Origin of the sequence: Sphaerisporangium rhizosphaerae (assembly GCF_042665155.1) — a bacterium.
Taxonomy (GTDB): Bacteria; Actinomycetota; Actinomycetes; order Streptosporangiales; family Streptosporangiaceae; genus Sphaerisporangium; species Sphaerisporangium rhizosphaerae.
The window spans coordinates 366505-378814 of sequence record NZ_JBHTCG010000002.1 but is presented as its reverse complement, the minus strand read 5'-3'; the positions used below and the strand labels follow the sequence as shown (position 1 = coordinate 378814).

7 protein-coding genes are annotated in these 12310 nt (G+C 75.2%); 5 read left to right on the top strand and 2 right to left on the bottom strand.

What is annotated here, in order from left to right:
* Window positions 1-121: 121 nt before the first annotated feature.
* The 4 genes from ACFQSB_RS04355 to ACFQSB_RS04340 all read left to right on the top strand — a co-directional run bounded on the left by ACFQSB_RS04355 (window position 122) and on the right by ACFQSB_RS04340 (window position 6889).
* Window positions 122-1027 (top strand): oxamate carbamoyltransferase subunit AllH family protein, encoded by a 906-nt coding sequence (locus ACFQSB_RS04355; protein WP_380824344.1) that lies wholly within the window; start codon window positions 122-124, stop codon window positions 1025-1027.
* A gap of 241 nt (window positions 1028-1268) precedes the next feature.
* On the top strand, window positions 1269-2651 hold the full coding sequence (locus ACFQSB_RS04350; protein WP_380824343.1) for an FdrA family protein: 1383 nt from the start codon (window positions 1269-1271) through the stop codon (window positions 2649-2651).
* Window positions 2648-4030: a YlbE family protein gene (locus ACFQSB_RS04345; RefSeq protein WP_354838997.1), complete on the top strand. Its 1383-nt coding sequence runs from the start codon at window positions 2648-2650 to the stop codon at window positions 4028-4030. The genes ACFQSB_RS04350 and ACFQSB_RS04345 overlap by 4 nt, the downstream gene beginning before the upstream one ends.
* A gap of 174 nt (window positions 4031-4204) precedes the next feature.
* Window positions 4205-6889 carry a serine/threonine-protein kinase gene (locus ACFQSB_RS04340; RefSeq protein ID WP_380824341.1) on the top strand — a complete coding sequence of 895 codons (2685 nt, stop codon included), beginning with the start codon at window positions 4205-4207 and terminating at the stop codon, window positions 6887-6889.
* A gap of 106 nt (window positions 6890-6995) precedes the next feature.
* On the opposite strand, the gene ACFQSB_RS04335 is transcribed toward ACFQSB_RS04340, so the two are convergent.
* Complete coding sequence (locus ACFQSB_RS04335; protein WP_380824339.1) at window positions 6996-8738, bottom strand: metallophosphoesterase family protein; 1743 nt, start codon at window positions 8736-8738, stop codon at window positions 6996-6998.
* 184 nt (window positions 8739-8922) lie between these two features.
* A complete protein-coding gene (locus ACFQSB_RS04330) occupies window positions 8923-10518 on the bottom strand; it encodes an FAD-binding oxidoreductase (protein WP_380824523.1) in 1596 nt (531 codons plus the stop codon).
* Window positions 10519-10721: 203 nt separating this feature from the next.
* Here ACFQSB_RS04330 and ACFQSB_RS04325 point away from each other — a divergent pair, with 203 nt between their 5' ends.
* Window positions 10722-12263 carry a glycerol-3-phosphate dehydrogenase/oxidase gene (locus tag ACFQSB_RS04325; protein ID WP_380824522.1) on the top strand — a complete coding sequence of 514 codons (1542 nt, stop codon included), beginning with the start codon at window positions 10722-10724 and terminating at the stop codon, window positions 12261-12263.
* The last annotated feature ends 47 nt before the right edge of the window (window positions 12264-12310 follow it).

Genomic DNA, 12310 nt, shown 5'->3' with positions numbered 1-12310 from the left:
AACACTTCTCCTGTCAACAAGAGCCAACTACAGGCAGAAGTGTTGTCAGCTTTCTCCGTACGTCGGGCTTCGGGACCGTTCTACGTTCTCCCCAGACTCGCGGGGAGGCCGAGTAGTGACAGTGGGGACGCGCACATCGATCCGACACCGCCCGCCGGCGCCGTCCACGGTGTTCGGGGCGGCGAGCACGGCGTTGCGCCCTGCGCTGGAGTCGCCGCGGCGGCCGGCCAGGGTGCTGGCGGCCTTCCCGCTCGGCCTCTACCTGGAGATCCGCACCGACATCGAGCCGCTGGTGGTGGCCGTCGTCGCCGGCGACGCCACCCGGCTGCCGAACGCCGTGGTGGTGGGCGACCCCTTACCCGCGGTCTCCGGCGGCGACGAGGCCGCCGTGGGCGACGGCTGCGTCGAGATCGGCCGCGTCACCGTGCACGTGCGCCGCTGGTGGGATCCGGCTCCCGCGCTCGGGCCCGTGGGCCTGGACCGGGTGGCGGCGGCGCTGCCCGCGTTCGGCGAGGTGTGCCGGGCCGCGGGCAGGCAGCCCGGCCTCGATCCAGAGGGCGCGGGCGCCCTGCTGGCCGAAGGCTGCGCCTCGGGCTCGCTGCTGAGCGCCATCACGGCCGCCGAGCGCCTGATGGGACTCGGCCCCGGCCTGACGCCCAGCGGCGACGACATGCTCGCGGGCATGCTGGTCGCGCTGCGGCGCCTTGGCGGGGCCGCGGGCGTGGAGCGGGCGGTGTGGCTGGCCGACTGGCTGGCGGCGACGGTGGCATTCGACGCGCGCACGCGCACCACGCCGATCTCCGCGACCCTGCTGCACTGCGCCGCGCAGGGCCAGGCGTGCGCGGAGGCGCTCGCCGTGCTGCGCGCGGTGGCGGGCCACCAGTCGCTGGAGCCGGCGGTGCGCGGGCTGCTGCGGCTCGGCCACACCTCCGGGGCCGATCTGGCCTGGGGGCTTCGGGCCGGCATGGCGGCGGTGCTGCGCCTCGGCGGCGCGGCGCCGTACGCGGACCATTCACCACAGCGATAGACGAGCACCGGCCGGCGGCGGGCACGGCCCCGAGCGCCGGAACCGGCAGCCGGTCGGTCGGCGGTCGATCGTCCGGTCGGCGGTCGTTCAGTCGGCCGGCGGCGTCATCGGCGCGGGGTCGGGACGACCGGACGACCACGTGCCACAGAGCCTGTCAGAAACCGTGTGAGAAAACGCCTGAGATGCGGTGAGCGAGCATTGAGAGTAGAGCGGACGTCATGCGAGGGGCGGTGAGCGACCGTTGACGACGAGCACCGATCGGGTCGAGGTGCGCGCCGGGCTCTATCACGACTCGGTGAGCCTGATGCGTGTCAGCCAGGCGCTGAGCTCGCGCCCGGGCGTCACCGTCGCCGTGGTGGCCATGGCCACCGGCCTGAACGTCGAACTGGCCAGGGACGCCGGCTTCGCGGTCCCCGCGGCCGGTCCCACCGACCTGCTGGTGGCCGTCCGCGCCGAGAGCGCGGACGCGCTGGAGGACGCCGCAGAGGAACTCGACCGGCAGTTCGCCGCGCTCGCCAGGGGCGGGCGGGCGGCGGACGCGCCCGGTGAGAGCCCGCCACGCACCACACGCGCCGCGGCCCACGCGTGGGACGCCTCGCTCGTGCTGGTGTCGGTCCCCGGCGAGCACGCCTTCGCCGAGGCCATGGACGCCGTCGAGGCCGGCCTGTCGGTCATGATCTTCAGCGACAACGTGCCCGTGGAGCAGGAGGTCCTGCTCAAACGCCGGGCGCGGGAGCGCGGCGTGCTGGTCATGGGCCCCGACTGCGGCACCGCCGTCGTCGGCGGCGCCGGGCTCGGCTTCGCCAACGTGCTGCGTCCCGGGCCGGTCGGCGTTGTGGCCGCGTCCGGCACCGGCGCCCAGCAGGTGACGTGCCTGCTCGACCACGCGGGCACGGGCGTGAGCCACGTCCTTGGGGTCGGCGGCAGAGACCTGTCCTCGGCGGTCGCCGGGGCCTCCACCCTGGCGGCGCTGTCCGCCCTGGAGGCCGACCCTGCCACCGAGCTCATCGTGCTGATCTCCAAGCCCCCTGCCCCCGAGGTGGCCGAGGTCGTGCGCCGGGCCGTCGACGGGCTGTCCACCCCGGTCGTCACCGCCCTGCTCGGCCCCGGCCAGGACGATCTGACCGCCGCCACCGAGAAGGCCCTGCGCGCCCTCGGCGTGCCGGTCCCCGAATGGCCCTGCTGGACCACGCCGCAGCGGGCCCGCGGCACCGGGCTGCGCGGGCTGTACTCCGGCGGCACCCTGTGCGCCGAGGCGGGCATCATCGCGGGCGACGGGGCGTTCACCGACTTCGGCGACGACGAGTACACCCTGGGCCGCCCGCACCCGATGATCGACCCCACGGTGCGGCTGGAGGCGCTCGAACGGGCCTCCGGCGTCGTGCTGCTCGACGTGGTCCTCGGCCACGCCGCCGACCCCGACCCCTCGGCCCGGCTGGCCCCCGCGATCGCCCGGGCGGCCGGGCGGGGCGCGGCCGTGGTCGTGGCCCTGGTCGGCACCGGCTCCGACCCGCAGGGGCTGCACCGGCAGGCCGGCGCCCTGGTCGAGGCCGGGGCGTCGGTCTTCACCTCCAACGCGGCGGCCGCCCGGCACGCCGTGAGCCTGGTCAGGAGGGCACTGTGAGGCTGTCCATGCTCGACGGCGAGCCCCGGGTGATCACCGTGGGCGCCGCGGTGCTGGCCGAGTCGCTCGACCAGCAGGCCGTCCCGCGCCTCGGCGTCGACTGGCGGCCCCCGCTGCCGGGCACGTCGCAGGCCCTGGCGAAGGTTCTGGCCGACCCCCGCCGCGAGCGGGCGAACGAGGTCGCCGTCGGCCGGCTGCTGTCGGCCCGGCCCCGGCTGGTCGGGGTGCGCCCGGCCCGCGAGGTGCTCGACCTGCCGCCCCGCACGTTCCTGCACGCCGGGCCGCCCATCGAGTGGGAGCGCGCCTCGGGGCCGATGCGCGGCGCGCTCATCGGGGCCGCCGTCTTCGAGGGCCTGGCCGCGGACGCCGAGGAGGCCGAGCGCCTGCTGGTCTCGGGCGGCGTCCGGCTCGACCCCTGTCACCACCACCGCACCGTGGGCCCGATGGCGGGCGTGGTGAGCCCGTCGATGTGGATGTTCGAGGTCGTCGACGAGGAGCACGGCGGCACCGCCTACTGCTCGCTGAACGAGGGCCTGGGCAAGGTGCTGCGCTACGGCGCCTACGGGCCCGAGGTGGTCGAGCGGCTGCGCTGGATGGGCGAGGTCCTCGGCCCGGTGCTCGCGGCGGCCCTGGCGCTCACCGGCCCGGTCGACCTGCGCTCGCTCATCGCCCAGGCGCTGCAGATGGGCGACGAACTGCACAACCGCAACCGCGCCGCCACCTCCCTGTTCGCCCGCGAGCTCGCGCCGTCGGTCGTGGACGCCTCACCGGCGCACGCCGCCTCGGTGCTGCGCTTCATCAACGGCAACGACCACTTCTTCCTCAACGCCGGCATGGCCGCCGGCAAGGTCAGCGCGGACGCGGCGCGCGGCGTCCCGGGGTCGTCGCTGGTGGTGGCCATGGCGCGCAACGGCACCGATTTCGGCATCCAGGTGTCCGGACTGGGCGACCGGTGGTTCACCGGCCCCGCGGGGGTGCCGGACGGCCTCTACCTGGGCGCCTACGGGCCCGATGACGCCAACCCCGACATCGGCGACTCCACGATCACCGAGACCTCGGGCCTCGGCGGGTTCGCGATGGCCGCCGCTCCGGCGATCGTCCGCTTCGTCGGCGGGGACGTGTCGGACGCCGTCGCGGCGACCCGCTCGATGTACGAGATCACGCTGGCCGAGCATCCCGCCTACCAGATTCCCGGGCTCGGCTTCCGGGGCACGCCCACGGGCATCGACGTGGCTCTGGTGGCCCGCACCGGGCGGCTTCCGGTGGTCAACACCGGCATCGCGGGCCGGGTGGCGGGGACGGGGCAGGTCGGAGCGGGTCTGGTCACTCCGCCGGCCGAGGCGTTCACCAAGGCGCTGGCGGCCCTTGTTGAACTTTAAAGGAAGACCGAATTCCCATTGACCCTTCTTTGACCCTAATATCAGTGGCCAGTCTCACAGTCCAGATGATGCCGATGATCTTTACATGATCCATAACTGGGGATATGACGCGGACGAGCGTGAATTGGGGACCGCGGTATGACGACCGATGGCGCGGTCGGGAGGGCGCCCTCCATGGCCGAGGGTAAGAGCCCCCTGGGGGATGCCGGCGTCGCGCCGGAGGGGCAGGGGCGACTGGTGGGCCGGCGATACCGCCTGCTCTCGCCGGTCGGCCGCGGCGGCATGGGCATGGTGTGGCATGCCCATGACGTGCTGCTCGACCGCGACGTCGCGGTGAAGGAGCTGATCCTGCCCTTCGGGCTGGACAGCGCGGGCAAGCAGGTCGCCCACCGGCGCATGCTGCGCGAGGCGCGCTCGGCCGCCCGGCTGAGCCATCCCGGCATCGTCACCGTCCACGACGTCGTCGAGGAGGACGGCCGTCCCTGGATCGTCATGGAGCTGGTGCGCGCCTGGTCGCTGGAGCAGGCCGTGCGCCAGAGCGGCCCGCTGCCGGTCGTCCAGGCCGCCGAGATCGGCATCCGCGTGCTCGACGCGCTGCGCCACGCGCACGCCGCCGGCATCCTGCACCGCGACGTCAAGCCGGGCAACGTGCTGCTGACCGCCGACCGCGTCGTGCTGACCGACTTCGGCATCGCCGCCATCGAGGGCGACGTCACGATCACGCAGACCGGCCTGCTCATGGGCTCGCCCGCCTACATCCCGCCGGAGCGGCTGCAGGGCCGCCCGATCACCCACGCGGCCGACCTGTGGTCGTTCGGCGCCACGCTGTACGCCGCTGTCGAGGGCCGCCCGCCGTACGAGGGGCCCGACGCGGTGGCGGTGCTCGGCGCCGTGCTGACCCAGGAGCCCAACCGCCCGCAGCGCGCCGGCGCGCTGCTGCCGGTCATCGAGGGGTTGCTGCGGAAGAACCCCGCCGACCGCATGCCCGCCGCGCAGGCCGCCGACCTGCTCGAAAGGGTGCTGCGCACCCACGGCTCCGGGCTGCCGCTGCGGGGCGGCGAGCGGCCGAGCGCCGTCCTGCCGGCGCAGAACGAGACCACTCCGGTGCACATGTTGCCCCCGCTGGACACCCCCTCCGGGCCGATGCCCTCGCGCATCATCGAGACTCCGTCAGGCCCGGTGCGCGTGCCCGTCGACCGCAACGCCGCGGCCCAGGCGGGCGACCGTCCCGATCTGATCCAGCCCGGCGGCACCGGCCCGCACAGCTCGCCCTCCCCCGCCCGGCCCGGGTACGACGCGTTCGCGAGCCCGTCGGGCGGGCGGCCCAACCCCTACGACGCCCTGCGCAGCCCCTCCGGCGCGCACCCGTTCGACCCGGGCAGGGACGCGACCGGCCCCCGGCCCAACCCGTACGACGCGCTGCGCAGCCCTTCGGGCCCGCAGCCCGACCCATATGACGCCCTGAGAAGCGGCTCGGGCGCGCAGCCGGCCGGCCCGTACGACGCGCTCAGAAGCGGTTCGGGCGCGCAGCCCGCGGGCCCGTACGACGCCTTGAGAAGCGGCTCCGGGTCGCAACCGGCGGGGCCCTACGACGCGCTGAGAAGCGGCTCCGGGCCACAGCCCGCCGGCCCGTACGACGCGCTCAGGAGCGGCTCCGGGTCGCAACCGGCGGGAGCCTACGACGCACTCGGGAGCGGCTCGGGGGCGCAGCCCGCCGATCGGTACGACGTCCTGCGCGGCGCCTCGGGGCCGCAGCCGGCCGACCCCTACGACGCGCTCAGGAGCCCGTCGGGCGCGCAGCCCGGCGGCTCGTACGACGCGCTGCGCAGCCCGTCCGGCCCCCAGACGGGGGCGCGTCCCGGCGGCCCCAGGCCCGACCCCTACGACGCGCTGAGAGGCCCTTCGGGGCCGCAGACGGGCGACGGGTACGACGCGCTGCGTCCCCCCGATCACCCGTCGGGGCCCTACGCCGCGCTGAGCGAGCTGTCCGGCGCCGACCCGGGCAAGGAGTCCCTGGTCGCGGGGACGCCGGGGTCGCGGGTCTGGCCGCCCAGCGCCTCGCCGAACCTCGCCGCCCAACTGGCCAAGGACCTCGCCGGCGGCGACCCGTTCCCCGGCCCCGGCGGCAGGCCCTCGGACGAGCGGCCGGAGGGCGGCTCGTACGGGCGCGGTCGCCGGAGCAGGCCCGAGAACGACCAGGACGACGACGCCCGCGAAGGCCGCTCCCCCGTGCTGCTCGTGCTCGCGGGCATCGGGGTCATCGGCGTGGTGGCGGCGCTGCTGTTCGTGCTGTGGCCCGCCGGGTCCCCCTCCGATGACAACGTCGCGGCCCCGCTGGTGACCTCCGGCGGCGACACCGCCGCGGCCTCGCCGGCGCCCGTCGAGAGCGCCGACACCCTCGACGCCCCGGCGATCCCCGACGGGTACCGCACGCAGACCGCCGCCGGGGTGTCGGTGTCGATCCCCAAGGACTGGACGACGTCCGCCTCCGACGCGGCGGTGACCTACACAGGGCCGAAGAACACCGGGCGGCGCATCCAGATCAAGCGGGTCGCCCCGACCGGCGACGACGGCCTGGACCTGCTCACCAAGGCCAAGGACGAGGCCACGCTCACCGACTACGCCCAGACCCGGCTGGAGTCCTCGGCGCTCGGCGACGGCAAGTGGCAGGGCAGCGTCTGGGAGTACACCTACACGGCGCTCACCAACGTCACCACGCACGCGGTGACGCGGTACGTGGCGCTGGACGACAAGTCGGCCTACGAGGTGACCTTCACCGCCCCGGACGCCGAGTGGGACGAACCGGACAACAGGCAAGCCATGTCCGTCCTGTGGAGCAGCTTCAAGCCGGCCGGCTGACCCCGGACTCCCGGGCTCCCGGCGGCACGACCCGGGAGCCCACCAACGGCGGCCCCACGTCAAGCATCGCCCTCACGACCCGTGACCGTGCCGACGGTGCGGACGGTCAGGCGCCGCCGGCCGGCGGGAGCGGGGTGAGCGGGATGGTGATCTCGTCCTCCAGCGGCGGCTGGATCTCCTGGGGGCGGCAGCCGGTCGCCGCGAAGCAGCGGATCTTCAGCACGCCGGCCTCGACGGACACGTGCAGGAAGCTCTTGAAGAACGGCGGGGTGTCCCAGTCGGACAGCTCGGAGAACCACCGGTGGAAGGTGCGTCCCACCGGCAGGCGGAACGGCATCGAACGGCCGCCGAGCAGCCTGGCGGCCCACTTCATCCGCGCCGTGATGGGCGGCACGGGTTCGGCCGCACCCACGCCACCGCCCGCCCCGCCGGCCGTGCTCGCGGCGTCCGCCGCGCGCCCCGCCGTACCGCCGTCAGCCGCCGTAGCAGGGCCGCCGATCTTGCCCGCGCCGCTCGCCGTTCCCGCGTCCACGACCGTGCTCGCGCCGGTCGCCGGGGTGCCGGAGGCCGGGGGGACGGGGTCGCCGGCCGTGCCGTCGCCGGTGCCGACCGGGCGCGGGGGCAGGTTGCCGATCTGGTCGGACATCAGCACCAGGCCCTCGTCGGGCGTGAGGTACAGCCAGCGCATGCCGTACCGCTCGCTGTAGAGCTTGCTGTAGAACGACAGCGAATCACCGCGCAGTGGGTAGCACTTGAAGTCGTCCTCGTGCACACCGCCGACGTCGACGCGCGGGATGGTGTGGGTGGCGTGCATGAACGCCCCTCCGCCGCCGGCCACGATGTACTGGATGACACGGTCGCCGACGCGCACCGGGTAGCGCTGGTAGTTGTGGGTGTCCCCGCCGATCGCGGCCACGTAGTTGAAGGCCGGGTCGCGGACGATCTCGTCCACCGTGCCGCCGCCCTCGATCGGGCAGGGGTGGTGGTCGTTGCGGTCGTAGATCGGCTTGCCGGTGATCAGCACCTTGGGGCGGGGGTCGGCGGAGACCCGTCGCAGCCAGGCGCCCTGGTCGCGGTCGATGGTGCCGCGGATGCCGGTGTCGATGCCCACCAGCAGCAGGCCCGGCAGGTCGATCACCCAGTACGGCCCGGGCTGCGTCGCCCGCTGGCCGGGCAGGGAGCGACGGCGGCGCGCTTCGGCCAGGCGCGGCTCGTCGATGGCCTGCGGCCGCTTCCACAGCAGTCCGCGCAGGCCGGAGGGTGAGAAGGAGAACCCGCGGCGCTCGGCCTGGAGCGCCGGGGCGTCGCAGAACACCCGCATGAACCCGCCCAGCCCGTCGTACCAGTCGTGGTTGCCGGGAATCGCGTAGATGGGGCCGGGATAGTCCTTGTACGCGCGGAAGAACTTGTCGTCGTACTCGTTGCCCGATCCGGTGGGATAGATCACGTCGCTGGCGATGACGGCGAACGACGTGCCCGCGCCGACGTTGAGCATGCCGGGGACGACGGCGTACTGCGAGGCGTCGCCCTCGCCGGTGTCGCCGAGCAGCAGGAAGCCGTAGTCGGGCCCGGGGTCGATCGCGATGCGGCGGTCGGGGTCGGCGCCCTGGCCGGCGCGGGAGGCCATCCACCGCCGGCGCACCTCGTTGGACGGGTCGCCGAACAGCTGGGCCAGGACCTCGTTGCGCGAGCGGATCAGCGTCGCGATCTTGAGCCAGGAGAACGACCTGGTGTCGGGACGCAACTCCTGGAACGTGCCGACCTCCTGGCAGGACCATCCGGCGCCCTCTTCGGAGACCCGGGACGACGCCCGCCTGCCGCGCTCGGCCGCCCGATCGACATCCACCATGTCCCCCATCTTTCCGGATCATGCTGGACGGCGCGGCGGAATCGCCAACCGGAATGGACCGGGACACAACGGGCCCCGCAGAACGAGAGGCGCCCACGACCGGACCCGATCCACCCCCGGCGAACCGGACGCCGGGCGGCCCCCGGACCGCAACGACCCGGGGGCCAGGCGGGAGGAGTGGGGGTCAGGGGATGAGGATGCCGGGGTTGAGGATGCCGGCCGGGTCCAGGCGTTGCTTGACGGCGCGCAGGATCTCCACCCCGAGCTCGCCGATCTCCTCCGCGTAGGCGGCGCGGTGGTCGGTGCCGACCCCGTGGTGGTGGGAGATGGTGCCGCCGGCCAGCACGATGGCCTCGTTGACCGCCCGCTTGGCGGTGGCCCACTGCCCCACCGGGTCGTCGCTCTGCGCGGCGACCACGGTGAAGTACAGCGAGGCGCCCGTCGCGTACACGTGGGACAGGTGGCACATCACCAGCGGGGCGGCGGCCTCGCCGGCGGGGTCGGCCGGGCCGAGGGCCACGCTGAGCACCAGCCGCACGGCGTCGTACAGCCGCGGGATGCCCGACCAGAAGCACGCCGTCTCCAGCGTCTCCACCGTCGCACCGGCCGACAGCAGCGCGTCGCGCAGGTACGGGGCGGCGAAACGGCCGTGCGCCCACGCCTCACCCGGCTCGGGACCGAGGTAGACGCCGCCCAGCGACGACAGCGTGCCGGCGGTGCGCTCGCGGCGGTGGGCGACGTCGTCGTCCTCCCCCTCGTACCCCAGGATGGCCAGGCAGCCGGCGTCGGCCTGGACCCCGCCAATCTCGCCGGGCTTGGCCAGGCCAACCATGGTCTCGGTCTCGTCCGACAGGCGCAGCACGGTCGGCGTCGGCCCGTCCTGCGCCAGGCGCCGCAGCGCCGCCGTGCCGGCCTTGAACGAGGCGAACCGCCAGCCTTCGTACACCTTCGCGACCGGCGCCCGCCGCACCCGCAGTCGGAGCGAGGTGATGACCCCGAAGGCGCCCTCGGAGCCGAGGACGAGCTGGCGCAGGTCGGGCCCGGCGGCCGACTTCGGGGCGCGGCCGAACTCCAGCGTGCCGCGCGGGGTCGCGACGGTCACGCCGACCACCATGTCGTCGAACCGGCCGTACCCGGCGGAGGCCTGGCCGCTGGACCTGGCCGCCGCGAAGCCGCCGAGGGTGGCGTACTCGTAGGACTGCGGGAAGTGCCCGAGGGTGAGCCCGTGACCGGCCAGGAGCTGCTCGGCCTGCGGGGCGCGCAGGCCCGGCTCCAGCTCGGCGATCATGGACTCGGTGTCCACCGACACCAGGCGGTCGAGCCGGGCGAGGTCCAGGGCCACCACGCCCGCGAAGCCCCGGCGGTCGGCGGCGAGCCCGCCGACGACCGAGGTTCCCCCGCCGAACGGCACCACGGCGACCTGGTGGCGCTCGCAGACGCGCAGCACCTCCAGCACCTCCTCGTGCGAGCCGGGCAGCAGCACGGCGTCCGGGGCCTGCGACCCGTCGCCGGCGCGCATGCGCAGCAGGTCGGGGGTGGACTTGCCCCGCGTGTGGCGGATGCGCGTGTCGTCGTCGAAGCGCACGTGGTCGGCGCCGACGGCCTTGCGCAGGTCGGCCAGCACCAGCGGCGACAGGGCCACCGGCCCCAGCCTGACCTCGCCGAAGCTCGCCGGGGGCGCGGCGGGCTCGCGGACGCCGAGCAGCTCGCGCAGGAGCTTGCGGACGGACTGCGGCAGCTCGGTGGCCTTGGCGGGGTCGCCCCAGCCGGACCAGAGCATCGGTTCGGCTGCGGTCTTGGGAGTTTCCACGCCCTACACTGTGACACGCCCGGCCGTGGCATCCCGGCGGGCGCCCCTCTCGGAGGTGCCGCACCGTGACGATCTCCCCCGGCTCCCCCGACTCCGGGTCCCCCCGCTCCGGCTCCCCCGGCTCCGGCTCCCCCGACTCCCGGGGCTCCCGGCGCTGGTCTCCGCCCGCGGGTGTGGTCCCCGGTTCGTCGCTGAACGCGGCGCGGCGGGCGCGCGAGCTGGCGGAGGCGCGCGAGAGGGTCGTCGACCTGCTGGTCGTGGGGCTCGGCGCGACCGGCGCCGGGGTGGCTCTCGACGCGGCGTCCCGGGGGCTGTCGGTCGCGGCCATCGACGCCCATGATCTGGCGTTCGGCACCTCCCGGTGGAGCTCCAAGATGATCCACGGAGGGCTCCGCTACCTGGCCAAGGGGCAGGTGGGCGTGGCGTGGGAGAGCGCGGTCGAACGGGGGGCGCTGCTCGCGCGCACGGCCCCGCACCTGGTGCGCGCCCAGCCGTACCTGCTGCCGCTGACGCCGGAGGTCTCCCCCGCCCAGGCCGCGACCCTGATGACCGGGTACCGTCTCGGCGACCTGCTGCGGGCCTCGGCCGGAACCCCGCGCGCGCTGCTGCCCGGCCCCTCCACGGTGACCCCGGCCCGCGCCCGCGCCCTGTTCCCGGCGCTGCGCCCCGGGGGCCTTCGCGGCGGGCTCGCCTCGTTCGACGGCCGGGTCGTCGATGACGCCCGGCTGGTGGTCGCCATCGCGCGCACGGCCGCCGCCCACGGGGCGCTCGTGCTCACCCGGTGCCGTGCCCTGTCGCTGCGCGGCGACGGCGCCGAGGTGCGCGACGAGCTGTCCGGCGAGGTCTTCGCGATCCGCGCGCGAAAGGTCGTCAACGCGGCGGGCGTGTGGGCCGGAGAGCTTTCCCCTTCGGTGCGGTTGCGGCCCTCCCGGGGGACGCACCTGGTGCTGCGTCCGGGCGTCCTCGGCGCGCCACGGGCGAGCCTGCACGTGCCGATCCCGGGACGGGGCGCGCGGTTCGCGCTCGTGCTGCCCCAGGCCGACGGCCGGGTGTACGTGGGGCTGACCGACGAGCCGCTGGACGGGCCGGTCCCGGACGTCGCCGAGGCGCCCGAGGCCGACATCGCCTTCCTGCTGGACGTGCTGAACTCCGTCCTGGCGACGCCCGTGTCCCGCGGGGACGTGGCGGGCGCCTACGCGGGCCTGAGGCCGCTGCTGGGCGGCGATGGGCGCACGGCCGACCTTTCCCGAAGGCACGCGGTCGTCGCGGCTCCTGACGGCGTTCTGACCGTCGTCGGGGGCAAGCTGACCACCTACCGGCGCATGGCGCAGGACGCCGTCGACGCCGCGTTCCCGGACGCCCCGCCGAGCCCCACGGCGCGGCTGCCCCTCGTCGGTGCGCCCTTGCCGGGCGGCGGCACGCCCGGCTTCGACGCCGCGGGTGGGCCGCCGCGGCGGCTGGTGGAGCGCTACGGGGCGGAGGCGGCGGCGGTGCACGCCCTGGCCGGGCGGGACCCGGCGTGGGCCGAGAGGCTGCCGCTCGGCGTGACCGTCGCCGAGCTGGTGTGGGCGGTGCGGCACGAGGGGGCGCTCGACGCCGGCGACCTGCTCGACCGGCGCACCCGCATCGGGCTGGTGGCGGACGACCGCGCCGCCGCCCTCCCCGCCGCCGAACGCGTCCTGCGCGACCACGCGGAGCGGACCGCCTCCGGCTGAGGCCACCGGCGAGCCCCCGGGGCGGACCCCCGGCCGAGCCGAGCGTC

What these genes read in the sequence shown, in the direction of transcription:
- ACFQSB_RS04330 (WP_380824523.1), bottom strand. Translation starts at nt 10,518, where the DNA reads ATGCTCTGGTCCGGCTGGGGCGACCCCGCCAAGGCCACCGAGCTGCCG.
- ACFQSB_RS04340 (WP_380824341.1), top strand. Translation starts at nt 4,205, where the DNA reads ATGGCCGAGGGTAAGAGCCCCCTGGGGGATGCCGGCGTCGCGCCGGAG.
- ACFQSB_RS04335 (WP_380824339.1), bottom strand. Translation starts at nt 8,738, where the DNA reads ATGGTGGATGTCGATCGGGCGGCCGAGCGCGGCAGGCGGGCGTCGTCC.